At 72.1% G+C, this 24,217-nt stretch carries 19 protein-coding genes; 8 read left to right on the forward strand and 11 right to left on the reverse strand.

Annotated elements, in window-relative coordinates; genetic code table 11:
* Positions 1–79 precede the first annotated feature (79 nt).
* The gene (locus AB0E07_RS32950) at positions 80–745 is read left to right on the forward strand and encodes a class I SAM-dependent methyltransferase (RefSeq protein WP_362260339.1); all 666 of its coding nucleotides are present in this window, start codon (positions 80–82) and stop codon (positions 743–745) included.
* Between the two features lie 7 nt (positions 746–752).
* Here the strand turns inward: AB0E07_RS32950 and AB0E07_RS32955 are convergent, their stop codons facing one another.
* From AB0E07_RS32955 to AB0E07_RS32970, 4 genes are read right to left on the reverse strand one after another with little or no spacing between them, the layout of a single operon-like run.
* Positions 753–1,823, reverse strand: coding sequence for a hypothetical protein (locus AB0E07_RS32955; RefSeq protein ID WP_362260341.1), 1,071 nt, complete (start codon positions 1,821–1,823; stop codon positions 753–755).
* 46 nt (positions 1,824–1,869) lie between these two features.
* On the reverse strand, positions 1,870–2,811 hold the full coding sequence (locus tag AB0E07_RS32960) for an N-acetylneuraminate synthase family protein (RefSeq protein WP_362260343.1): 942 nt from the start codon (positions 2,809–2,811) through the stop codon (positions 1,870–1,872).
* A gap of 14 nt (positions 2,812–2,825) precedes the next feature.
* Positions 2,826–4,055 (reverse strand): N-acylneuraminate cytidylyltransferase, encoded by a 1,230-nt coding sequence (locus tag AB0E07_RS32965; RefSeq protein WP_362260345.1) that lies wholly within the window; start codon positions 4,053–4,055, stop codon positions 2,826–2,828.
* Positions 4,056–4,105: 50 nt separating this feature from the next.
* Positions 4,106–5,452 carry a DUF6716 putative glycosyltransferase gene (locus AB0E07_RS32970; protein ID WP_362260347.1) on the reverse strand — a complete coding sequence of 449 codons (1,347 nt, stop codon included), beginning with the start codon at positions 5,450–5,452 and terminating at the stop codon, positions 4,106–4,108.
* A 198-nt stretch (positions 5,453–5,650) separates the two neighbouring features.
* On the opposite strand from AB0E07_RS32970, the gene AB0E07_RS32975 reads away from it, so the two are divergent.
* The 3 genes from AB0E07_RS32975 to AB0E07_RS32985 all read left to right on the forward strand — a co-directional run bounded on the left by AB0E07_RS32975 (position 5,651) and on the right by AB0E07_RS32985 (position 9,095).
* The gene (locus AB0E07_RS32975; RefSeq protein ID WP_362260349.1) at positions 5,651–6,637 is read left to right on the forward strand and encodes a glycosyltransferase family 2 protein; all 987 of its coding nucleotides are present in this window, start codon (positions 5,651–5,653) and stop codon (positions 6,635–6,637) included.
* A complete protein-coding gene (locus AB0E07_RS32980; protein WP_362260351.1) occupies positions 6,637–7,971 on the forward strand; it encodes an alpha-2,8-polysialyltransferase family protein in 1,335 nt (444 codons plus the stop codon). Before AB0E07_RS32975 ends, AB0E07_RS32980 begins: the two co-directional genes overlap by 1 nt.
* A gap of 140 nt (positions 7,972–8,111) precedes the next feature.
* Positions 8,112–9,095: a hypothetical protein gene (locus tag AB0E07_RS32985; RefSeq protein ID WP_362260353.1), complete on the forward strand. Its 984-nt coding sequence runs from the start codon at positions 8,112–8,114 to the stop codon at positions 9,093–9,095.
* A 44-nt stretch (positions 9,096–9,139) separates the two neighbouring features.
* Here the strand turns inward: AB0E07_RS32985 and AB0E07_RS32990 are convergent, their stop codons facing one another.
* Together AB0E07_RS32990 and AB0E07_RS32995 are read right to left on the reverse strand one after the other, a co-directional pair.
* Complete coding sequence (locus tag AB0E07_RS32990; RefSeq protein WP_362260355.1) at positions 9,140–11,458, reverse strand: glycosyltransferase; 2,319 nt, start codon at positions 11,456–11,458, stop codon at positions 9,140–9,142.
* Positions 11,455–12,825 carry a glycosyltransferase family 29 protein gene (locus tag AB0E07_RS32995; RefSeq protein WP_362260357.1) on the reverse strand — a complete coding sequence of 457 codons (1,371 nt, stop codon included), beginning with the start codon at positions 12,823–12,825 and terminating at the stop codon, positions 11,455–11,457. The genes AB0E07_RS32990 and AB0E07_RS32995 overlap by 4 nt, the downstream gene beginning before the upstream one ends.
* 290 nt (positions 12,826–13,115) lie before the next feature.
* Here AB0E07_RS32995 and AB0E07_RS33000 point away from each other — a divergent pair, with 290 nt between their 5' ends.
* Both AB0E07_RS33000 and AB0E07_RS33005 read left to right on the forward strand, forming a co-directional pair.
* Positions 13,116–14,225, forward strand: coding sequence for an acyltransferase (locus AB0E07_RS33000; protein WP_362260404.1), 1,110 nt, complete (start codon positions 13,116–13,118; stop codon positions 14,223–14,225).
* Positions 14,226–14,319: 94 nt separating this feature from the next.
* A complete protein-coding gene (locus AB0E07_RS33005; RefSeq protein WP_362260359.1) occupies positions 14,320–15,216 on the forward strand; it encodes a class I SAM-dependent methyltransferase in 897 nt (298 codons plus the stop codon).
* A 26-nt stretch (positions 15,217–15,242) separates the two neighbouring features.
* Here AB0E07_RS33005 and AB0E07_RS33010 read toward each other — a convergent pair whose 3' ends face one another.
* The gene (locus AB0E07_RS33010; RefSeq protein WP_362260361.1) at positions 15,243–15,893 is read right to left on the reverse strand and encodes a TetR/AcrR family transcriptional regulator; all 651 of its coding nucleotides are present in this window, start codon (positions 15,891–15,893) and stop codon (positions 15,243–15,245) included.
* Between the two features lie 89 nt (positions 15,894–15,982).
* Between AB0E07_RS33010 and AB0E07_RS33015 the strand changes: the two genes are divergently transcribed.
* Positions 15,983–17,380, forward strand: a complete 1,398-nt coding sequence (locus AB0E07_RS33015) for an FAD-dependent oxidoreductase (protein ID WP_362260406.1) — start codon at positions 15,983–15,985, stop codon at positions 17,378–17,380.
* A gap of 19 nt (positions 17,381–17,399) precedes the next feature.
* On the opposite strand, the gene leuE is transcribed toward AB0E07_RS33015, so the two are convergent.
* Together leuE and AB0E07_RS33025 are read right to left on the reverse strand one after the other, a co-directional pair.
* Complete coding sequence (gene leuE / locus AB0E07_RS33020; protein WP_362260363.1) at positions 17,400–18,050, reverse strand: leucine efflux protein LeuE; 651 nt, start codon at positions 18,048–18,050, stop codon at positions 17,400–17,402.
* An 80-nt stretch (positions 18,051–18,130) separates the two neighbouring features.
* Positions 18,131–19,711: a methylmalonyl-CoA mutase family protein gene (locus AB0E07_RS33025; protein WP_362260365.1), complete on the reverse strand. Its 1,581-nt coding sequence runs from the start codon at positions 19,709–19,711 to the stop codon at positions 18,131–18,133.
* Positions 19,712–19,941: 230 nt separating this feature from the next.
* Here AB0E07_RS33025 and AB0E07_RS33030 point away from each other — a divergent pair, with 230 nt between their 5' ends.
* Entirely contained in the window at positions 19,942–20,775 is an 834-nt protein-coding gene (locus AB0E07_RS33030) for a L,D-transpeptidase family protein (RefSeq protein ID WP_362260367.1), read from the forward strand.
* Between the two features lie 222 nt (positions 20,776–20,997).
* Here AB0E07_RS33030 and AB0E07_RS33035 read toward each other — a convergent pair whose 3' ends face one another.
* Positions 20,998–22,116 (reverse strand): hypothetical protein, encoded by a 1,119-nt coding sequence (locus tag AB0E07_RS33035; protein ID WP_362260369.1) that lies wholly within the window; start codon positions 22,114–22,116, stop codon positions 20,998–21,000.
* Entirely contained in the window at positions 22,116–22,790 is a 675-nt protein-coding gene (locus tag AB0E07_RS33040) for an RNA polymerase sigma factor (protein ID WP_362260371.1), read from the reverse strand. Before AB0E07_RS33040 ends, AB0E07_RS33035 begins: the two co-directional genes overlap by 1 nt.
* Positions 22,791–24,217 lie beyond the last annotated feature (1,427 nt).

Raw genomic sequence — 24,217 nt, forward strand, 5'->3', positions numbered from 1 at the left:
CCGCAGTCCCAGGGGCACGCAGGACCGGGTCGGTGAAACCGCCGCCCGGCCCCCTCCCCCGTCGGTAGGCTCCGCGCACGTGACGGACCCGAGCGCAGCCACGGACTTCATACGGGCCGCGAGCACGTCGTACGACGCGATCGCTCCCGCCTACACCGCCCGCCATCCCGACAGCCTGGCCGGCCATCCGCTGGAGCTGGCCCTGCTGGCGGCCTTCGCCGAGCAGGTCCGCGCCAACAGCACGGCCCCCGTCGGCGACCTGGGCAGCGGCCCGGGTCATGTGACCGCACGGCTGTACGAGCTGAAGGTCCCGGTCTTCGGCGTCGACGTCTCGCCGCGCATGGTCGCCCTGGCCCGTGAGGCCCATCCGCACCTGCGCTTCCACGTGGGCACGATGACCGGCCTGGACCTGCCGGACGGGACCCTGGGCGGGATCACCGCCCTCTACTCGGTCATCCATGTGCCCACCGAACAGCTGACGGCCGTGTTCTCCGAGTTCCACCGGGTGCTGGTGCCCGGCGGGCAGGTCCTGCTGTCCTTCCAGACCGCGCCGGCCGAGGAGCTGATGCATCTGACCGAGCGCTTCGGCGAGGAGATCAGCCTGCACTACTGGTTCCGCTCAGCGGAGGCGGTCGCGGACCATCTGCGCGAGGCGGGCTTCCGGATCCAGGCGCGGGTGGTGCGCGAACCCGCGGGGGACGAGAAGTACCCCCGCGGGTTCCTCCTGGCACACCGGCCGCGCTGAGCCGTGGCTACGCGGTCGTGACCGCCGCCAGTCGGTGGACGTCCCGGGCCGAGCCCGTCACTCCGGAGAGGAATCCCTGGGCGCGGGGTGAGGCGTTCTCGGTCAGCCAGGCCGGGTCGATGTCGCAGACCGCGACCCGGACGTCCGTGCCGGCCAGGGCCAGCGGCAGGGTGTGGACGACCGTGGACGGGAAGCTGAGGATCGTCCGCCCTATGGGGCCGCGGCGGGCGATCAGTTCGAGGGGGAGGTCCGGGCGGACTATCTCAAGACCGGTCTCGACGGCGAGGCGGTGGAGCTTGTCGGTGCTCTCGCGGCGGTGCGCGAAGTAGCGGGTCGCGCCGTGGGCCTTGGCCAGGGTGCGGACCGCGTCCAGGTAGCGGTCGGCGTCCACCACACCGGTCTCCACCAGGGACGTGCCGACGAGGTCGGCGCCCTTGGTGATGCGGGGCGGACCGAAGCGGTCGCGGGTCCAGGAGAAGTCGTTGGCCGTGACCGTCACGTCCGCCGGGGTCTCCTTCATCGGCATCGAGGAGAAGATCTCCACGCTGCGGCCCCCGCCCGGGGTCAAGCGGCGGCGGGCCGAGGAGGCGACCGGGGCGAAGATCAGGTCCCGGGGGCCAGGACGGCCGCCCTTGCGGTGCCAGCGGACCAGGCGCTCGCCGCTGGCCAGCTGGGCGACGAACTCCATCGTGGCCGTGCCGTCGTCGACCACCACCAGTTCCCGGGCCCGGGTGATCGTCAGGAGCAGCTGGACGTAGCGGGAGAAGGGGTCGCCCAGGACGACCCGCGGGGCCCGGCGGAGCAGGCCCGCCAGGCCCCCGATCGTCTGGAAGGGCGCCGCCGCGCCGCCCCGCGCCTCCTCCCAGCGGACCTCGTGGCCCTCCTCACGGGCCAGCTCGGCCATACGGCGCAACTGGCCCCGGGTCATCGGGTCGATCGGGGACAGGACCACGAGAGTGAGCCCCGCGCCGAGCGCCTGCTCCTGGGCATACGCCCACTCCAGCACATTCAGCAGCTGTACCGGACTCTCGACGAACGCGAGAGTGCGGGGGCCGGCGTTCCCGGCACGGGGGCTCATCTACGTACGACCGTCCCGTCGTAGGAGGATCGGGGAGGGGGTGGGGTCAGACCGTCAGCGGCTCGCCCGCGGCGGCGGCGATCTCCGCCTCGGCGACGACACCGGAGACGCGGCGCAGCTTCTTCATCGGGCCGAGCTCGGAGTCGTAGACCTTCTTGACGCCGTCGCCGAGGGAGGCCTCGATGGTGCGGATGTCGCGGACGAGGCGGGTCAGGCCCTGCGGCTCGACCGACGCGGCCTGGTCCGAGCCCCACATGGCGCGGTCGAGGGTGATGTGGCGCTCGACGAAGGTGGCGCCGAGGGCGACCGCCGCGAGGGTGGTCTGGAGGCCCGTCTCGTGGCCGGAGTAGCCGATCGGGACGTTGGGGTACTCGGCCTGGAGGGTGTTGATCACCCGCAGGTTCAGCTCCTCCGCCTTCGCCGGGTAGGTGGAGGTGGCGTGGCAGAGCAGGATGTTGTCCGAACCGAGGACCTCCACCGCGTGGCGGATCTGGCGCGGGGTGGACATGCCGGTGGAGAGGATGACCGTGCGGCCGGTGGCGCGCAGCGCCCGCAGCAGCTCGTCGTCGGTCAGCGAGGCCGAGGCGACCTTGTGGGCCGGCACGTCGAACTTCTCCAGGAAGGCGACGGCCTCGGTGTCCCACGGGGAGGCGAACCAGTCGATCTCGCGGGACTTGCAGTACTCGTCGATCTGGCGGTACTCGTCCTCACCGAACTCCACGCGGTGGCGGTAGTCGATGTAGGTCATGCGGCCCCAGGGGGTGTCGCGCTCGATGTCCCACTGGTCGCGCGGGGTGCAGATCTCCGGGGTGCGCTTCTGGAACTTCACCGCGTCACAACCGGCCTCGGCGGCCACGTCGATCAGCTTGAAGGCGTTCTCCAGCTCGCCGTTGTGGTTGATGCCGATCTCGCCGCAGATGTAGACGGGGCGGCCGGGGCCGGCCTCGCGGGAGGGACCGAACGTACGGATACGGGAGTTGGTGCTCATGGCAGGAACTGTCCTTACTTGGTGAGGGGGTCGAGAGAGGGGCCGAGGATCCAGCTGGCGATCTCTCGGATCGCGCCGTCGCCGCCGGGGACGGTGGTGACCGCGCGTGCGGCGCCGCGCACGACGTCGTGGGCGCTCGCGACCGCCACGGGCCAGCCCACGAGGGCGAAGCACGGGAGGTCGTTGACGTCGTTGCCGACGTAGAGCACGCGCTCAGGCGCGATGCCCTGCTCCTCGCACCACTGCTTCAGTGCGAGGTCCTTGCGGTCGATGCCGTGCAGGACCGGAATGCGGAGCTTCCGGGCGCGGGCGGCGACCACGGGGTTCTGTTCCGTGGAGAGGATCAGCATCTTCAGACCGCTCCTGCGCAGGGCGGCGATGCCGAGGCCGTCCCCGCGGTGCACGGAGACGAACTCCTTTCCCTCGGAGTCGATCAGCACCCGGTCATCGGTCTGGGTGCCGTCGAAGTCCAGGACGACCGCGTCGATGTCCTCGGCGGCCGGGAGGGCGCCGGGCCGGTCCGCGTCGAAGAGGGGCGCGAGGGCGCGGGCGCGGGCGAGGTCGTGCGGGTCGTCGATCTCCAGGACGCGCGCGGGGTCGGTGCGGACCAGTTCGGTGCGGCCGAAGAAGCGGTGGTTGTGCTCGCGGAAGCCCGCGGCGTCCATCGCGTAGGCGGCGCCGGTCTCCAGGTAGTCCTGGGGGCGGTCCTGTCGGCGGGGGCGGTACGCCTTGTCGTGGTTGACGCCGACGCCGCCCTCGGCGGGCTCCTCGGCGTCGCGCCAGACGAAGCCGTGGAAGGGGGCCACGGTGACCGCGGTGTCGGCGCCGTTCTCCACGACCGCGGCGGCGACCCCGTCGATGTCCTCGCGGATCACGAAGGGGCTGGTGCACTGGACGAGCAGCACCGCGTCGACGGACGCGCCGTGCAGGGACTCGTGGGCGTCCATGGCGTGCCGGACGGCGGCCTCGGAGGTGGCGGTGTCGCCGGCGATGGCGGCGGGCCGCAGGACGACCTCGGCACCGGCCGAGCGGGCGGCCGAGGCGATGGCCTGGTCGTCGGTGGAGACCACGACGTCGGTGACGAGCCGGGTGGCCAGGCACTCGCGCACGGCGCGGGCGACCAGCGGGACCCCGCCGACGGGCGCGAGGTTCTTCGCGGGCACGCCCTTGGAGCCGCCGCGGGCGGGGATGACGGCGAGCACGCGGCGCACCGAAGCGCCCGCGCCTGCCGGGGAGTCGGACATGGCTTGCACTCCTTGTGCGGGGTTCACGGTGGGACGGGCGGCGGGCGCGGTCACAGCTCCCCCATCCGCCGGATCACCGGGGCGACGCGCTGCACGCCGTGCCGGTAGGCGCCGCGGGCGGCCCGGCGCACGATCTGCCGGACCGGGCCCGGCTCCTTGTCGGCGGCGGGCGCGCCCGGCAGCACGGAGCCGTCGGGGCCGAGGTGGTGGCGGGCGAGGATGCCGGGCAGATAGCCGGGCGCCGTCGCGGGTGTGTAGTACGGGGCGAGCGGGGCGAGTCCGCCGGGCCGGCCGAGCAGCTTGGCGATCCGCTCGCGGGCGGCGTCGAAGGCGTTCTCGTAACCGCCGTCGGCGGCGACGCCCTGGCGGGCCACCCACTCCTCGTCGGGGGCCGGGCGGTGTCCGGCGTCCAGCTGGTCCCAGGAGGCGAGGCAGCCGGAGCCGACGAAGTGGTGGTTGCCGAGGGTCTCGCGCACGCCGAGGTCGCTGAGGACGACGGTGGGGATCCGGCGGTGCAGGGACTCCAGCGCGGCCGTGGAGCTGATCGTCACCAACAGGTCGGTGCGGTCGAGGACTTCACCCATGTGGCCGTAGACCAGGCGGAAGTTGGGCGGCAGGTCCAGCTTCTGCGCCAGTTTCTGGTAGGGCAGTTCCTCGATGTGGGTGGTGTGTTCGCCCGGCTTGGAGCGGAGTTTGAGCAGCACCTCGCGCTCCGGGTGCAGCCGGGCGTGCTCGACCAGGCGGTTCAGCAGGTACGTACGGTCCCTGCGGTTCTCCGGCACCGAGGGCTGCGCGGCGAAGACGACCGTGTACGGGTCGTGCTCGCCCGCGTAGGGCGCGCCGCCGAGGAACGGCAGCGCCACCTCGGTGACCGCCGAGGCGTCGGCGCCGACCCCCTCGTAGACCGCGCGGAACCGCTCCGCGTCCTGGCGGGAGTTGGCGAGGACGAGGTCGGCGCCGTGCCGCAGCAGGAGGCCGTCGGCGAGCTTCTCGTAGACGACGCCGACATAGCCGGTGACGACCACGGGGCGTCGCTCGCGGCCCGCCCAGACGCGCCCGAGGCCGTGCAGCATCGCCTGCACACCGCCGCCGACGAGGGCCAGTACGACGATGTCGTACTCCTCCTCGGCCATGGCGCGCAGGAACTCCACCGCGGTGACCTCGCGCAGCGAGTCGGCGCGCACGCCGACCTCCGCCAGTTGGCGTGCGGTGGGCGTGGCCCGGCCGCGCAGCAGGAATCCGCCGAGGGCGGGGGCGACTTGCGCACCGCCTTCGGCTGCGGCTTCCATGGACGGTCCCGGGGCGATACGGGCCGCCGTGAGGGCGCCCCATTTCCACCGGGTGTCGGAGTCCGCGAGAACCGCTATGCGGGTCGGCTTCGTTGTACTTGCTGGCACGGGGACGACGCTAGGAAGCAATTCCAAGGTAGGACCAAACCTCGAATCAACGAAAAGTTAACAACACACCACCGAGAGCCGAACTGGCCCGTCAAAGCCTGGGAAGTACATGGGATGCACCATTCCGACACATCGAGTTCACCCGTAGTACCGACACCGGCTAGTTTCACCGCCGGGCATCCTTCTAAGATTTCTCGGGTGCCCAAGCTTTCCGTGATCGTGCCGTTCTACAACGTGCAGCAATACGCCCAGGACACGCTTCGAAGTCTCCGCGCGAACGCCCGGAGCGACTTCGAATTCATCCTGGTGGACGACCAATCAAAGGATGAAACGCCCGCCATTCTCGAACGGGCGGCCGACCAGCTCTCGGACGTCGCACAGGTGCGCTACATCCGCCACGAGGTGAACGGCGGACTCGCGACGGCCCGCAACACCGGCCTGGACGCGGCGACCGGCGAGTACATCACCTTCCTCGACGGCGACGACTGGTTCGCGCCGGGTCACTGCGCCGAGCTGGTGGCCGCCATCGAGGGGCTGGGCTGCGACTTCGTCCGCACCGACCATGTGCAGACCAACGCCCGCGCCCGGTCGGTGCACCGGGTGCCGGTGGGCCGCCGCGACGAGGTGCTCGACCCGCGCGCGGCGATCCTGCCCGCCGACCGCACGACCTCCGTCGACTACGCCTACGCCTGGGCCGGCGCCTACCACCGTCGACTGCTGGACAAGGGCTTGCTGCACTTCACCGACGGGCTGCGCACGGCCGAGGACCGGCCGTGGATCTGGAAGCTGCACCGCGAGGCGGAGTCGTTCGCCGTGGTGGGTCTGCTCGGCGTCTTCTACCGCCGCGGGGTGGCCGGTTCCCTCACCCAGATCGGTGATGTCCGTCAACTCGACTTCATCCGCGCCTTCGACCAGGTGGTTCAGGAGACGGCGGCGGACCGGGACGCCGACCGGCTGCTCCCGAAGGCGGTGCGCACCTACTGTGCGATCATCGCCCACCATCTGTCGGACGAGTCCAAGTGGGAACCGGCGGTGGCCAAGCAGCTGCGCGCGATGAGCGCGGCGGCCATACAGCGGATGCCGCAGGACGCGCTCGGCGATGTGCTCGACACCATGGACCTGCGCCGGGCCGGCAAGCTCCGGCGGCTTCGGCGCCGGGTCACCACTGCGAAGGCGGCCGCGTGATGCCCCGTAGGACCACCCAGATCTTCTGCGTCTCCACGCTCTACGGCGCCGCCACCCTGGCCGCCGCGCTGGACTCGGAGTGCTTCGCGGAGGCGGACCGCCGGCTGCTGCTGGTGTTCAACAACGCCACCACCCCGGAGACCACCCCGGCGGTCGACGAGATGCCGGGGTTCGCCCCGCTGCGCGACCACTTCGACGGGGTGGTCTCCTTCAACGAGGCCATCCGCCCCTTCCACCCCGGCGCCTGGGCGCCCCGCCCGGACGACCTGCCGCTCTTCGAGCGCTATCTGCGGCTGCTGTGGGGACTCGGCGAGGACCGGGTGGAGCTGGTCCTGGAGTCCCTCCAGGTCAACCCGGCGCTCGGCCTGGCGCAGATCTTCACCGGCGCCCCCGTGGACGTCTACGCCGACGGCCTGATGAGCTACGGGCCCACCCGCAACAAGCTCGACCCGCTGGTCGGCACCCGGGTGCGGCGCCTGCTCCACCTGGATCTGGTGCCGGGGCTGAGCCCGATGCTGCTCACCGAGTTCGACGTGCCCGCCGAGGTCGTGCCGGTCGAGGCGTTCCTGAAGGTCATGGGGGAACTCGCGGGCGCCGTCGAGGACCTGCCGCGGCTGCCCGACGACTCCGCGCTGCTGCTCGGCCAGTACCTGTCGGCGCTGAACATCCTCACCCCGCAGGCCGAGGAGGAGCTGCACGTCCGGATGGTGCGCGGGGCGGTGGAGCGCGGACACCGCTCGATCGTGTTCAAGCCGCACCCGACGGCGCCGGCCCGCTACGGGCGCGCCCTGGAGAGCGAGGCCGAGAGGCTGGGCGTGGACCTCACGGTGCTGGACTCGCCGGTCCTCGCCGAGGTGCTGTTCGAGAAGTCACGTCCCGCGCTGGTCGTGGGCTGCTTCTCGACGGCGCTGTTCACCGCCTCCGCCTTCTACGAGCTGCCCGTCGCCCGGATCGGCACCGAGCCGCTGCTGGAGCGGCTGACGCCGTACCAGAACAGCAACCGGCTGCCCGCGGTGCTGGCCGACGCGGTGCTGCCGGACCTGGAGAGCCGTCCGGGCGAGGAGCCGGTGCCGACGGAGACGCTGGGCGCGCTGGTCGCCGCCATAGGGTTCACCATGCAGCCGCAGATCTATCCCGGGCTGCGCGCGGAGGCGGAGCGCTACCTCTCCGCGCACTTCGCGCCGCGCACCCAGCGCTACTTCAAGCGCAAGCGCCTGACCGCCCTGGGCCTGCCCGGCGGAATCCCGGAGCGCCTGTCCTTCCTCCCCCGCAACGCCACGGCCCGCAGGGTGGTCCGCCGCGCGAAGGCACTGAGGAAGGCCGTGCGGCGCTGAGCGAAGTCCCGGTGAACTACCGGGAGAAGCCGAGGAAACGGTGGCGAGACATCGGGTTAAACCGATGAATCCATGATAGGGCGGCGTTCGAATCCATAGGATCACGGAACGCCGCCCCATCCCCACCCCGTGAGGCCCTCATGACGAACCTCGGCCGGCTGTACTCCATGCTCGACGACGTCACGTTGCCGGACGACCTCCCCTACTCCCAGGTCAGCTCCTGGGAGCTGCGCTTCCTCTACCTCCTCGGCCGCCACCGGCTGAACGGCGAGGACCGGCTGGTCGAACTGGGCTCGGGAGGCGGCGGATCGACGTACGCGCTGGCCCTCGGGCTACGGGACAGCCCCGTGTTCGACGAGAGGTCGGGGCGGCTGCACGCGTACGACTTCTTCCATGTCGGCAAGGGCACCTTCGCCACCGAGAAGTTCTTCACCGCCGGGGCCAGGCCGAGTGACGGGGACACCTCGTTCCTGGACGACTTCCGTGGACGGCTCGCGCCGTTCCTGCCGTTCCTGGAGATCCACGCCGGTGACATCTGGCGGACATCCGACCCGGAGGACACCAGCGACATCGAGTTCCTGCACATCGACATCGCCAAGACCCCCCGCGTCTTCCGCTGTGTCTCGGAACGCTTCCTGACCCGGCTGCGGCCCGGATCGGTCGTGCTGCACCAGGACTTCGCGGGACCCCGGCTGCCGTGGCTGCACTACAGCACGGGCGCGCTGCTGCCGTACATCGAGATCGCGGGGCCGCCGATCCGCTCCACGCTCGCCTTCGAGGTCACCCGGTCGATTCCCGAGGACGTGCTGAAGACGATCTCCGAGGACGCCTTCACCCTCGACGAGAAGCTGAGGCTGATCTCCGCCGTGCAGGACCGCGTCGACCGCGACCACACCGGCGGAATCCCCTTCAGGTCGGTGCTGGAGCTGGCGAAGGCGTACGCCGCCCACTACGAGGGGCGGCACCGGCAGGCCTGGACGCTCGCGAAGAAGCTGACCGAGGACGAGTACCTGGCCCGGACCAGGGCCGACCACTTCAAGCAGCTGCGGGCCGCCTACGAGAAGGACGGCGGCGGCTCGGGATCGCTGCTGACCAAGCTGGCCAAGAAGGTCGCCGGACGCTGAGGTACGGACGGGCCCCGCACCGGGTGCGGGGCCCGTCCGCCTGCTCAACCGCCCAGGATCACCCGCAGGTCCGCCGCGTTGGCCTCGGTGATCTTCCAGAGTTCCTGCTGGCGGCCGTGGACGTCGGCGACGGTCGCCGCGTGGTCGCGTAGGAGGTCCGTCGAGCGCTCCACCAGGCGCGCGGCCAGGTGGCGGTCGTGGACCGAGACACCCCACTCGGGGCGCTCGATGTCCCGCAGGAAGTACGCCATCTTCGGGTGCGAGATCAGGCTGATGATCGGCGTGCCGCAGCCGAACGGGATCATGCCCGCGTGGCCGCGCATCCCGATGACCAGCTTGGTGCGCGCGTACAGGTCGCGGATCTCGTCGTTCTCGAAGTCGTACATCGGGATGACGGGCAGCGAGATCCCGTGCTCGCGCCGGAGGTCGAAGACGATCTTCTCGTCGTCCAGCGAGTGCGCCACGCACCGCACCTCGGCGAGCTTGCCGAGGTCCCGGACCGCCTGCGCCATCTGGGCCAGGAAGTAGCCGTAGTCGTGGCCGAACCGGAGGCCGGCGCGGTCGTAGGCGGCGTTGACGAGGATGGTGTCCTCACGGTCGGCCGGGTCCGTCCAGCCGGGGACCAGCTGGCGGGTGACCGTCGTCGGGCAGGGCTGGAAGCGGACCTTGTCGTGCAGGTGCGCCGGGATCATCGCGCGCACCTTCTCGATGGACCCGTGGTTGCGCAGCCCGAAGAAGGCGGACTTCTCCACCAGCAGCCGCAGCGAGTCCCGGAACCGGCTCGCCCGGTAGGACTGGCCGTCGAAGGCGTTGAAGCCCACGGCGTACACCGCGATCGGCACGTCGATCCGGCGCATCAGCTCGTCCGGGACGTTCCACTGCCAGGCGCTGTTGCCGTTGGGCATGGTGTCCGGGATGAACAGGCCGCCACCGCCGATGACCAGGCCGCGGCGGGCGTTGACGCGCTCCAGGGCGGCCTCGTCGAACAGCCGGTGGGCGTGGACGGAGTGCCAGCGGCGGGAGGTGGTGTCGGGGCCGAACGCGCTGCGCACGCTCTCCGGGAGGAGCTTGTCGCCGGCGTTGCCCTGGCGGTCCATGTAGAAGGCGACGTGCGCCAGCTGGTCCTCGGGGGCGCCGAGTTCCTGGGCGGGGACGGTGGCGGCGCGCTGCGCCCAGAGCCGGCTGGAGCGGTGGGTGATGTCCACGGAGAGGCCGGCGTTGGCGTACTTCAGCGCGGCGGCGTTGTCGCCGTGCACCCAGGACATCTGCGCGAGGCGGGCGTAGGAGGTGGCGGCCCGGTTGGGGGCGGCCGTGGCGAGCAGCAGCCGGGCCTTGGCCTCCTCGTAGCGCGAGACGCTCATCAGGGCGTGGCCGAGGACCTCGTGGGGCCAGGCCTCGTCGAGCGGGATGCGGACGCTCTGAAGGATGTCCACGGCGTCCTGGTAGTCACCGTTGGCGATGTGCGCGGCGGCCACCTTGCGGGCGGTCTCCACGTCCCCGGTGCGGGCGACGTGCGGGGTGCCGTAGTGCACGATCAGGTCGTGGTGCAGGCCGCCCGGCCGGGCCAGGTACTCGGCGTGGAAGTCGGCGTCGGACAGCTCGTACTCGCGCCACTTCTCCTCGGCCAGGCTGTAGCCCGTCTCGCCGCCCTGCCACGGCTTGTGGCGGCCGGTGAAGTGCAGGATCGCGGTGTCCTCGGGGACCGGGAGGTCGCCGGACAGGCGCCGCTTGACGAAGTTGTAGCGGGGGTCGAGGCGGACGAAGTCGCCGGCCAGGACGGCGTTGAGGATGCCCTGGTCGTGCTTGTCGAGTTCGTAGTCGCCGCTGCGGCCGGTGGCGTCCAGCTTCGCGCAGAACGCGTCGCTCAGGTACTCGCGCTGGATGACCAGCAGACCGGAGTTCAGCTTGTGCTGCCCGTAGAAGAACTGCGGGACGGCGGCGAGGCCCTCGCGGAGCTGGAGCAGCTCACCGAGGTCCCCGAGGACGACCATGTCGGTGTCGAGGGTGATGACGGTGTCGTACTCGCGCAGCCGGAAGACGTCGAGGATGAAGTACGCCTTGCGGACCAGGTAGTTGTCCTGGTCGCCCTTCTTGTACGCGTCGTAGTGGGTGTCGTTGACGCGGCGCAGCACGATGCGCGGGTGCAGGGCGCGGATCTTCGCGATCGACGCGGGGCGCAGGTCGTCGTAGAGGACGACGAAGTCCTCGCACACGGTCGGGTTGGACAGGGCGAGGCTGCGGAGCAGGACGAGGAAGCCCGGGAGGTAGTTCTCGTCGACGTAGGACGCGAAGGCCGTGCGCCGTTTGCCGGTGAGGGCGGCGGCGTCCGTGACGGGGGCCGCGGACAGGGTGGTCGTGGTCATCGCAGGGATATCCTCAGGTCGGTCACGCTCTGGGCCCGGTCCATGACCCATGCCTTCTCGCTGGTGTATTCGTGCACGGAGGTGATGGCGAGCTTCATGGCCTCCTGCACGCGGTAGGCGCCGCTCTCGTAGAAGTCGAAGCCGATGAGGTCGAGCTTCGGGCTGACGTCGAGGAAGTCCAGCAGGTAGAGCATGTTAAAGCCGGTGGTCGGGATGCCCGACCAGACGTCGGTGGAGAGCCTGCCGATGTTGCGGACGGGCCAGCGCAGCGATTCGTCGCCCAGGTGGGTCTGGGCGCCGGGCACCAGGCGGTTGCGCAGCGACCACTTCCAGTCGCCGGAGACACCGCCGAAGACGAGCCGGGTGTCGACCTGCTTCTCCCAGTTGAAGCCGTGCTTGTGGATGGTGGCGTGGATGTCGGTCCGGCTGCCGGTGTGCCTCGGGTCGATCCTGAACGAGTTGAAGCGCACCACCAGGTCGTAGGCGTCGATCTCGGCGCCCATCGAACTGGCTCCCACCCGGCCGGAGTTGGCGATCAGGCAGATCGACTTGCCGGCGATCCGGTTGCGGAACTCGCCGAGGCTGATCCACTGCACGCCGCCGATCGTGGGGTCGGCGACGGGTCCGCGCATCCGGTTGCGGCGCTGCTCGGCGTAGAGCGCGAGCACCTCGGTCAGCCCGGGGGTGACATCGGTGTCGGCGGCGAGCCGCAGGTCCAGGTACTGGCCGAGCAGTTCCTGGCGGTCGCCGACGGGGGCGTCGTCGAGCGCGAGCAGGGCGCCGACCAGGCGCGGCTCGGCGGCGGCCCAGTCGCCGGCGTCGTGCGCGGCGAGGCCCTCGGCCCAGGTCGCGGTGGCGTCGCCGCGGGTGAACTCCTCGGCGCGCGGGCACTGGCGGCGCAGCAGGGCGAACAGTTCGCGCTCGCCCTCGCCCGCGGCGCGCAGTCCGGCGATCCGGGCGCGGACGCCGAAGCCGTCGTCGTCGGTGAGTTCGAGGTACTTCTCGTACGCGGCGAGTGCCTCGGCCTCCTCACCGATCGCCTCCAGCAGCCGGGCGCGCATCCGCCAGCCGGCCCGGGAGTTCTTCCGCTGGGCGAGCACGGTGTCGCTGATCACCAGGGCGAGGTTCAGCTCGTCGTCGTAGCCGCACTTGAGCGCCTGGTTGGCGACGGCGAGCAGCGCGTCGAGCAGTTCGTTGCCGATCCCCGAGGCAGGGGTCGCGGCGCCCTTGACGGCGCGCTTGAGCAGCGCGGTCGCGCCGGTCGTCGGGGCGGGCACGGGGGCGGCCGGGGTGGTGCCCCAGACGACGAGCAGCTTTCTGAGCTGTTCGCCGAGTTCGACGCGGCGGCGGTCGATGCTGCCGACCACTTTGCCGCTGTGCACCGCGCAGGCACGCAAACAGTCGTCGAGCTCCCCTCCGCGCGCACGTGCCCGTCTGTTCTGGACCCTCGTCATGGCACTCCTGGATCGGTAAACCGTATTCGCATATCCGTGGGGGGATGCTGAGAAAAGTTAGGAAGGCAAGACGACTTCCAGGTGAACTCATAGGTACTACAGGACCAATCGTTGGCCTGGCGTCCAGGACAGGGCTGTGAATCGGACTAATGTGCCGGGGTCCACTCCTGAGAAAACCTGGCAAGGGGATTTCCGTGACCAGCATGACCGTCCGACCGGTGATCGAGCCGCCCCGGCGGGCGGAACGGACGGCGCCCAGGGAGACCCGGCTGCGGGCCCTGGACGGGCTGCGGCTGGTCGCGGCGCTGATGGTGGCCGCGTACCACTACGGCGGCCGGGGCGGCGAGGTGACCGCCGCCTGGGGCAGCTCGCCGACGGTCCAGTTCCCCACGCTCCACGAGTACTTCGCCTACGGCTGTCTCGGCGTCCAGATCTTCTTCGTCATCAGCGGGTTCGTGATCTGCATGAGCGGCTGGGGACGGCCGCTGAAGTCCTTCTTCGCCTCCCGCGCGGCCCGGCTGCTGCCCGCCTACTGGGTGGCGGTCCTGCTGGTCACCGCCGTGTTCGCGCTGCCGGTGGTCGCCTACGAGGCGGTCTCGCCGAGTGACGCGCTGCTGAACCTGACCATGCTTCAGCAGCCGCTCGGCGCCGACCGGGTGCTCGGGGTGTGCTGGACGCTGTGGGCGGAGGTCCGCTTCTACGCGCTGTTCGCGCTGTGCGTCGTGCTGCCCGGCGCGAACCGGCAGCGGGTCATCATGTTCTGCGGTCTGTGGACGCTGGCCGCGGTGATCGCCGAGGCCGCGAACGAGCCGCTGCTGGACCTCGTGCTGATGCCCGAGTACGCGCCCTTCTTCATCGGCGGCGTCGGCCTGTACCTCGTCCACCGCAACCACCGGGACGCCTACGCCTGGGGCATCGTCGGCGTCAGCTGGCTGATCGGGCAGCACTACGCGGTGCGGAACCTGTGGCGCCCGGCGAGCGAGGACGCCTTCGCCAACCGGACCTCGTACGGGATCGTCCTGGTGGTGACCCTGGGCTTCCTGGCGGTCGCGGCCATCGCGCTGGGGCGGCTGAACCGGGTGAACTGGCGCTGGCTGACCGTGGCCGGGGCGCTGACGTACCCCTTCTACCTGGTCCACGAGCACCTCGGCTGGGTCGTCATCGAGACCCTGCACCGCGACCTCGGCCTGCCCTCGGGGGCCACCTTCGCCCTGACGATCGCCTCGATGCTGCTGCTCGCCTGGCTGCTGAACCGTTACGTCGAGAAGCCGCTCACCCCGCGCATCCGAACGGCCCTCTCCAGAGTGCGCTGACCTCCGGGCCGGGCGAGGCTGGCGAACGACCGCTGTTCACCGGGGGTTCGACCCGGTGACGGATCGCCCGGACGCAAGTGAGCAGGCTCACCGCATGGCCAACGCACCGCAGACACACGTCCTCCCCGGTGAGCTCGGCGATGTGCCGGGCTGGTTCCCGGCCCTGGACCAGACGCTGTTCACCTGGCTCCTCGACCGCCAACGGTCCCTCGGCGAACGCGGCGACCTGCTGGAGCTGGGGGTCTACCTGGGCAAGAGCGCGATCCTGCTCGGCCGGCATCTGCGGCCCGGCGAGACCTTCACGGTCTGCGACCTGTTCGAGAGCGACGCCCCGGACGGCGCGAACCGGGCCGAGACCTCGAAGTCGTACGCGTCCCTGACCCGGCAGGCCTTCGAGCGGAACTACCTGTCCTTCCACGACACGCTCCCCCGGGTCCTCCAGGCGCCCAGCTCGGTCGTGGCGCACGAGGTCCCGCCCGGCAGCTGCCGCTTCGTCCACATCGACGCCTCGCACCTGTACGAGCACGTGTACGACGACATCGGCGCGGCGCGCGAGCTGCTGGTGCCCGACGGGATCGTGGTGCTCGACGACTTCCGCTCCGAGCACACCCCGGGCGTCTCGGTCGCCACCTGGGAGGCCGTGCTCAACCGGGGCCTGCGCCCGGTCTGCCTGAGCACGCAGAAGCTGTACGGCACCTGGGGGGACCCGGAGCCGGTCCAGGAGGAGCTGCTGGCGACGCTGCGGTCCCGGGAGGACTGCGGACTGAGCGTGCAGCAGGCCGCCGGGCACCGGCTGGTGCGGGTCCGGGCGCGGGGCATGCGGCCGCCGCCCTTCCCGCCGTCCCGGCACTACGTGGCGCCCGCCCCGGTTCCGGTGGCCGCGCCCGCGGCCGGCCGGCCCCGGCGGTCCCGGTCGCGGCGGATCGCGGTGGACCTGCTGCCGCCGATCGTGACCAGGGCGGTACGGCGCCGGATGACGAGCCGGGTCTGAGACCCGGCCGGGCCCGTGCCGCCGGTTCAGCCGGGCCCGTAGCGGGCCTCGATGCCCGCGATCACCAGCGCGAGACCCTCCTCGAAGTGCCGGTCGTGGTCCTCGAAGATCTCCGCGCCGGCCGCCGCCGACAGCGGGAAGCCGGCCAGCGCGCGGGCCCGCTCCGCCACGTCGTACCCCTCCCTGCGCTCGTCCGGCAGCGGCTTGACGCCCTGCTCCTCGATGACGAAGCCGAGGGTGTACGCGTACGTCGTCGACGTCGCCCGGACCGCCTGGGGCAGCTCGAAGCCGGCGGCCGTGAACAGGGCCAGCGTCGACTCCATCTGCTCGGCGTGCTCGATCCCGGTGAAGCGTGAGCCGCTGAAGACCCGGGCGCCGTCGCGGTAGCCGAGCAGGGCCGTGCGCAGGCCCCGGTTGGCCTTCAGCAGGCGCCCCTGCCAGGTGTCGGCGGGGTCGAGGGCCGCGCCCGCGACCATCCGGCGGTACATCTCGGTCGCCATCTCGTCCAGCAGCGCCTGCTTGTCCTTGAAGTGCCAGTACAGGGCCGGCGCCTTGACGTCCAGCTCCTTGGCGATGGCGCGCAGGGTCAGGCCGTCCAGGCCGGACTCGTTCAGCAGCTCCAGGGCGGTGGCGGCGACCCGGCGGCGGTCGAGGGGGGCTCGGCGTTCCGTGTTCACGGTTGACAGCTTAACGGCGTTAAGGCCATGCTCGGAGGCGAAGCCGCTTAACGCCGTTAAGGAGAAGAGTCATGAATGCGACGGATGTCATGGATACGGATGTCCTGATCGTGGGGGCCGGGCCGACCGGACTGGCCCTGGGGGTCGACCTGGCCCGGCGCGGGGTGGCCGCGCTGGTCGTGGAGCGGGCCGGGGCGCTGTTCCCCGGCTCGCGGGGCAAGGGGATCCAGCCACGGACCATGGAGGTCTTCGACGACCTGGGCGTGCGCGAGGCGATCCGGGCGGCGGGTGGCACCTATCCGGTCGGGATGATCTGGCAGGACGGCCGCCGGGCCGGCGAGCACCACATGTTCGACCCGGCCGAGGCGAGCGAGGACGCGCCGTACGACGAGCCGTGGATGGTGCCGCAGTGGCGGACCCAGGAGATCCTCTTCGCCCGGCTGGAGGAGCTGGGCGGGCGGGTCGCCTTCGGGCGCGAGGTGGTCTCGCTGGACCGGGACGCGGACGGGGTCACGGCTCTGCTGGGCACCGGGGAGCGGGTCCGCGCCCGGTACGCGGTCGCCGCGGACGGGGGCCGCTCGACGGTGCGGCGGGCGCTGGGCATCGGGATGACCGGGGAGACCGTGGACCCGCAGCCGATGCTGGTGGCCGACGTGCGGATCAGCGGGCTGGACCGCGACAACTGGCATGTCTTCCCGCCCGCCGGGGAGGGCGAGGGCTTCCTGGCCGTCTGCCCGCTCGCGGGCACCGAGGACTTCCAGGTGGTGGCCCAGTTCCCGGCGGACACGACCGTGGACCTCTCCCCGGAGGGCATCCGCAAGACCGTGAGCGCCCGCTCCCACCTCGCCCCCGAGGACATCACCGAGGTCCGCTGGGCCTCGGACTTCCGGCCCCGGGCGGCGCTCGCCGACGCCTTCCGCGCCGGACGGGTCTTCCTCGCCGGGGACGCGGCGCACATCCACCCCCCGGCGGGCGGCCAGGGTCTGAACACCAGCGTCCAGGACGCCTACAACCTCGGCTGGAAGCTGGGCGCGGTACTGCGCGGCGGGGCGGACGCGGCCCTGCTGGACACCTACGAGGAGGAGCGCCGGCCGATCGCCGCGCAGATGCTGGGCCTGACCACCGGCGTGCACCGCGGGGAGATCCGGCGCGGCGGCGCCACCCGCCAGCTGGGGCTCGGCTACCGCGACTCGTCCCTCACCCGGGAGACCCGCACCGCGCCGGACGCGCTGCGGGCCGGCGACCGGGCGCCGGACGGCACCCTGGGCGACGTGCGGCTGTTCGACGTGTTCCGGGGCCCGCACTGGACGCTGGTGGCGGTGGGCGCCGAGGCGCCGGAGCCGCCCGCCGGGGTGCGGGTGGCCGTCGGCGCGGAGCAGCCCTCGTACGGCACGGGCCTGTTCCTGGTCCGGCCGGACGGCTATGTGGGCTGGGCCGGCGACAGCCCCGAGGGCCTGCGCGCGTACCTCGCCCCGCTCGGGGTCTAGACGCGCGCGGGACCGCCGGTCAGGCGGCGCTCGCCAGTGACAGCTTCGCCGCGAAACCGAGGAAGAGCGCGCCGGCCGCCGAAGTGGCCCCCGCCGACAGCCGCTTGCGGCGTCGGAAGGCGGCCGCGAGCCGGGTGCCGCCGAATATCAGCGCGCTCAGGTACAGGAAGCTCGCGAGCTGCGCGAAGGTGCCGAGCACGACGAAGGACAGGGCCGGGTAGGCGTACCCGGGGTCCACGAACTGAACGAAGAAGGCGACGAAGAACAGGATCGCCTTGGGGTTCAGGAGGCTGATCACGAACGCCCGGCGGTAGGGCCGCTCGTCGGCGGCGGCCACCGGGGCCTCCTCAACCGTCAGCTCCCTGCGCGAGCGCCACATCCCGAGCGCGGCCCGCAGCATCCCGACCGCCAGCCAGGTCAGATAGCCGGCGCCGGCGTACTTCACGATCCCGAACAGCACGGCGTTGGTCTGGAGCAGCGAGGCGACACCGGCCGCGGAGAGGGTCATCAGCACGGTGTCCCCGCACCACACGCCGGCCGCCGCGGTGTACCCGGACCGCACGCCCCGGCGGGCGGCCACGGACAGCACGTAGAGCGAGTTGGGGCCGGGCAGCAGGACGATGAGGATCAGGCCCGCGAGATAGGTGGGGAGGTCGATGACGCCGAACATGGAACGGAGTGTCGCACGGGGGTACGACACTCCGTTCCGGGGTTTCGGCGGCTGAGACGGTCAACCGCCCGACGCGCAGGTCAGAAGGCGTCCGAGGGCACGTAGGTGCCCCAGATCTCCCGCAGGGCGTTGCACACCTCGCCGACCGTGGCGCGGGCCCGCAGCGCGTCCTTCATCGGGTACAGGACGTTGTCCTCGCCCTCGGCGGCCTTCTTCAGGGCCGCCAGGGCCGCGTCCACCGCCTCCTGGTCGCGCTCGGCGCGCAGCTTGGCCAGCCGCTCCGCCTGCTGGGCCTCGATCGCCGGGTCCACCCGCAGCGGCTCGTAGGGCTCCTCGGCGTCCAGCTGGAAGCGGTTGACGCCGACGACGACGCGTTCGCCCGAGTCGGTCTCCTGGGCGATCCGGTAGGCGCTGCGCTCGATCTCGTTCTTCTGGAAGCCGTGCTCGATGGCGGTGACCGCGCCGCCGAGGTCCTCCACCTTGCGCATCAGCTCCAGCGCGGCCGTCTCCACCTCGTCCGTCATCTTCTCGATGACGTAGGAGCCCGCGAAGGGGTCGACCGTGGCCGTCACGTCCGTCTCGTAGGCCAGCACCTGCTGGGTGCGCAGGGCGAGCCGGGCCGACTTGTCGGTGGGCAGCGCGATGGCCTCGTCGAAGGAGTTGGTGTGCAGGGACTGGGTGCCGCCGAGCACCGCGGCGAGGCCCTGGACGGCCACCCGGACCAGGTTGACCTCGGGCTGCTGGGCGGTGAGCTGGACGCCGGCCGTCTGCGTGTGGAAGCGCAGCATCAGCGACTTGGGGTTCTTGGCGCCGAACTCCTCCCGCATCACCCGGGCCCAGATCCGCCGGGCCGCGCGGAACTTGGCGACTTCCTCCAGGATCGTCGTGCGGGCCACGAAGAAGAACGACAGGCGGGGGGCGAAGTCGTCGACGTCCATGCCGGCGGCGACCGCCGTACGGACGTACTCGATGCCGTCCGCGAGGGTGAAGGCGATCTCCTGCGCCGGGGACGCGCCCGCCTCCGCCATGTGGTAGCCGGAGATCGAGATGGTGTTCCACTTCGGGATCTCGGCCTTGCAGTACTTGAAGATGTCGGCGATCAGCCGCAGCGAGGGCTTCGGCGGGAAGATGTACGTCCCGCGCGCGATGTACTCCTTCAGCACGTCGTTCTGGATGGTGCCGGTGAGCTGCGCGGCCGGCACGCCCTGCTCCTCGCCGACCAGCTGGTACATGAGCAGCAGCAGGGCGGCCGGGGCGTTGATGGTCATCGACGTGGAGACCTTGTCCAGCGGGATCCCGCCGAACAGCACCCGCATGTCCTCGACCGAGTCGATCGCGACGCCGACCTTGCCGACCTCGCCGTGCGCGATCGCCGCGTCGGAGTCGTGGCCCATCTGGGTGGGCAGGTCGAAGGCGACCGACAGACCCATCGTGCCGTTGGCGATCAGCTGCTTGTAGCGGGCGTTGGACTCGGTGGCGGTGCCGAAGCCGGCGTACTGGCGCATGGTCCAGGGGCGGCCGGTGTACATCGACGGGTACACACCGCGGGTGAAGGGGTACGAGCCCGGTTCGCCCAGCTTCTCGGCGGCGTCCCAGCCCGCGAGGTCGTCCGGTCCGTAGACCGGTTCGATGGGCAGTCCGGACTCCGACTCGCGCGCCATGGTGTGTTGCCTCCCGCCGAGCGGTTCGCTCGCTGATGCTGGTTACTCACTGGTACAGACTGACCCTTCGACGGACTGTAGCGGCGTGGTGCGCGCCCGGAGGAGTGCAGCACGCTGGGACCTTCCTCACAGCCTCGATGCGGCCCCGGTCACAACCATGCCCCGCCGTTCGCAACCAGTCATCCGCGGGGAGCATCTCAGTGGACGTGACGGGCATCGTGGGGGGCCGGATGAGAAGCAGGAGAACCACTGGGGCGCTGGCCGCGGCGGCGGCGCTCGCGGTCGTGTGCGGTGGCTGCACCGTACAGGCCGCGGACGGCGAGGGGGGCTCCCCCGTCCGGGTCGAGCTGCCCGGCGACAAGCCGTCCGCCTCCTCCCCGGCCTCCGCGCGACCGGACGACGACAAGCCGGAGCCCGACGGGCGCGACGAGCCCGAGGTGCTCTGGTCGCGCGGTGACACCGGCCGGGACGTCCGTGAACTCCAGGCCCGGCTGCGCCAGGTCGCCTGGCTGTTCGACGGGCCGACGGGGACGTACGACGATCTGACCGAGCGGGCGGTCAAGGGGTTCCAGGGCAAGCGCGGGCTGCCGAGGACCGGGCGGACGGACTCGGTCACCTGGGAGCGGCTGCTGAGGATGACCCGGGAACCGGGGAAGTGGGATCTGTACCTGATGGGCGGGCAGCCGGCCGCCGAGCCCGATCCGCGCTGTCTGACCGGCCGGGTGCTGTGCGTCGACAAGACGAGCCGCACGCTGCGCTGGATGGTCGGCGGCCGCACCCTGTCCACGGTGTCGGTGCGCTTCGGCTCGGAGTACACGCCGACCCGGGAGGGCGTCTTCCAGGTCTACTGGAAGTCCCGCGACCACCACTCCACGCTCTACGACTCGCCGATGCCGTACGCGATGTTCTTCAGCGGGGGCCAGGCCGTGCACTTCTCGTCGGACTTCGCGGCCCGCGGGTACGCGGGTGCCTCGCACGGCTGCGTGAACGTCCGGGACGAGGCGGCCATCGCCGACCTGTTCGACCAGGTACGCGACGGCGACAAGGTCGTCGTGTCCTGGTAGCTGTGTGGGGCGCGGGCGGGACCGGGGGAACGTGTCCCGCCCGCGCCAGGTGCACGAGCCGTAGGTACGGGGGGAACCCCGGCTCTGTGCAAGGGCCGATGACCAGTCGGCTCACTGCATACTGCGCCGGGTTCACGGAAAACGTCACACCCTGTGCGAAAAAAGGTTCAGCCACTTGCGAAACAGCAGGTCAGACGGTGCGCCGTCGGGGCCTGCCGGGCATCACGCAGCAGAGTCGGACGAGCCGTCCGGGACACCGGGGACGGCCGGTACGGCAGGGGCGCCCGGGGCGGTCGGGAACACCCTCGGGAGGGCTTTCGGGAGGGTCTCCGGGAGCGCGGTCGCGCCGGTGCCGGCGGCCTCGGTACGGCGGTCGCCCTCACGGTCGCGGCCGTCGCCGTTCCGGTCCTCCCCGGAGTCCCGCGCGCCACCGCGGTCGTCGTCCCCCCGGTCGCGGTCGTCGTTCCCGTCGCCGTCGCCGCCCCGGTCGTCGTCCTCGTCCTGCCCGAACCCACGGCCGTCGCCGGCGCCGTCACCGCCGTCGTCGGTGTCCGTCCCGGTCCCCGGGTCGCGGAGCAGGCTCGTGCAGTACGTCGACACGCGGGCCCAGCCGCCCGCGGCGCCCTCCAGGACCCGTCTGCGGTCGCCGCCGAGGTGGACTCCGTCGCGCAGGTCACGGCAGGCGGAGACGGCCGCCTCACGCCAACGGCCGGTGGCCTCCGCGCGTTCACCGGTCGCCGTGCCGGGGTCGGCACCGCCCGTCGTGGTCTCCGGGGAGGCGCTCGGGCCCGGGGCGGGCGCGCCGGACCCACTGGGCGCCGGCCGGCTCTCCACGATGTCCTCGGCGGGCGGCGACACCAGCGGCGGCTCGGGCGGCACGGCGGCCGAGACCGAGGCGGCGGGCGTCGGTTCCTCGCCGTCGAAGGGGGTGGGCAGCGCTCCCGTTCCGGCGGCGACGGCCACCCCGCCGACCATGCCGGCGGCGAGCACGGCGGCGAGCCCGAAGCGCACCGGACGGGCCCAGCGGGAGCGGCGGGCGTCGCGCGCGGCTCCGCCGATGCGGACGAGCCCGGCGTCGAAGGAGTCGGAGCGGGTCCGCCGGCCGGGGGCGGAGGGGGCGGCCGCGCGCTCGGTGCGGGCGGCCCGGAACGCGGCCAACGCGGCTGCCTCGCCGGGGAGTTCGGCCTGCGGCGGTGGAGGTTCGGCGGTCAGCGACTCAAGCGTCTTGGCGAGGCGTTCCGCATGATCGCGGTGGGCCGGTTCGACAGCTTCCAGTGGCTCCCCGCTCAGCAGACGTTCCGCCGTTTCCGGGTCCAGCCACCTGTACTGCTCGTCGGCCATCACACATCCTTCTGCGTCCGCGGCCGCGTATGCGTCACACCGGCGGACGTCACCGCGCGGCCGCGCGGCGCTCGCTGGGGCGGCAGCGCGTCGAGGACGCCGGCCGCTTCCGGATCGCTCTCCGGGGGGTCGCCGAGGAGTTCGGCGAGGCGCTTCAGACCCCGGTGCGCCGCGGTGCGGACCGCGCCCGGGCGCTTGCCCAGGGTCTCCGCCGCGGTCTTCGCGTCCAGGCCGACGACCACCCGCAGGACGACGGCCTCGGCCTGGTCCTGCGGCAGCCGGGAGATCAGGGAGAGGGTGCCGTCGGTGGCCAGCGCCTCGATGGCCTCACCCGCGGTGTCGGACTCGGCGGGCCGGCCGGTCAGTTCCGTCTCGTCGCCGCCTATCGCGGGGCGGCGGCCGCGCATGCGTATGTGGTCCAGCGCGCGGTTGCGGGCTATCCGGGCGGCCCAGCCGCGGAAGCGGTCCGCGTCCCCGCTGAAGCGGTCCAGGTCACGCGCTATCTGAAGCCAGGACTCCGACGCCACGTCCTCGGCGTCCGGGTCTCCGACGAGTGTCCGTACGTACCCGAGCAGCCGCGGATGCACCGAGCGGTACACAGTCCGGAACGCGGTCTCGTCCCCGTCCTGCGCCGCAAGCACCGCGGCCGTCAGCTCCGCGTCGTCCCCCAGCACTCGGTACCTCGGTAGATGGTCGGTGTGCGGCCGCGGCTCGCGGCCGGCGGACGGGTGTCAGCGATGAACCAGTGATCGGTCGGTGATCCTTCAACTTTTCCCCGCCCTGCGCGAAAGGCACGTTACGACCTGAAACCGCTGCTCGTCCATGTCCGTACAAGGAGCGATACCCTCGGATCGCGCCGGGGTGTGACAGAAAACGCACTCATGGCGCTGTAGGGAGTACGGGTCGCCGCGCGGCCCGTGCCGCGCGACGGCCGGGGCCTCTCCTGTGGGGGGTGGCGGCCCCGGCCGTTGCTTCGGTTCCGGGGCCGCCCCGGAGGGCGATGAGCGAGGGCCGTGTGAGGCCCGCCGGAACCTGAGACGCCCGTGAGACTCCGAACGCCCGCTCCCCGACTAGCTTGTGCTGCGTCGCGCCGTCGGCCCCGGGGGGAGGGGCATGGAGAGCCACCTCATGTCGGTACTCGGTCTCACCAGCACCGAGGAGGACGTCTACCGGCACTTCCTGCGGAACCCCGGCACACCCGCACAGCTCGCCGTCGACCGGCTGCGCGCGGACGGCACGGAGGTGGCCCGAGCGGTGGCCCGGCTGTACGACCTGGGTCTGCTGCACGGTGACGGCGGCGCCACCTGGGCCGCCGACCCCGATGTCGCGGTGGCGAGCCTGACCGAGAAGCGGCTGGACGCGGCCCACCGGACCCTGCGCCAGCTCGCGGACACCCGGTTCATCCTGCGGTCCCTGCGACGGGACGCCCCGGCTCTCGCGGCCGGCGCCGCCGAGGCCGCCGTGGCGCTGCACCAGGTCGAGGCGCTCGGGCGGGCCCATGCCCGAGCGGCCTTCACCGCGTGCTCGGAGATCCTGGCGGTGCTGCCGCGCGAGGCCCTGGTCCCCGCGGCGCCCGAGCGGGGCGTCGACCTCCGCCGTCCGCTCCGTGGCGTGCGCGTGCGGACCCTGGTCCGCGCCGACGTGCTGCGGGACCCGGCGGCGGTGGCACACCTGCGGCAACTGTTCGCGGGCGGGGCCGAGATCAAGGTCGCGGACGATCTGCCGGAACTGGTCCTCGTCTACGACCGCCGCACGGCGCTGGTCCCCCTAGACGCCGAGGACATCGGCCGGGGCATCCTCAGCATCGAGGAGAGCGGCCCGGTGCGGTGCGCTCCCCGGCCCGGGGTGCTCCCCCGGTGCGGTGCGCTCCCCCAGCCCGGTGCGCTCCCCCGGTGCGGTGCGCTCCCCCGGCCCGGTGCGGTCCGCCTCCCGGTGCGGTGCGCTCCCCCGGGGCGGTGCGGTCCGCCTCCCGGTGCGGTGCGCTCCCCCGGGGCGGTGCGGTCCGCCTCCCGGTGCGGTCCGCTCCCCGGCCCGGGTGCTCCCCGGTGCGGTGTGCTCCCCCGGTGCGGTCCGCCTCCCGGTGCGGTCCGCCTCCCGGGCG

Origin of the sequence: Streptomyces sp. NPDC048002 (assembly GCF_040653275.1) — a bacterium.
Classification (GTDB): Bacteria; Actinomycetota; Actinomycetes; order Streptomycetales; family Streptomycetaceae; genus Streptomyces.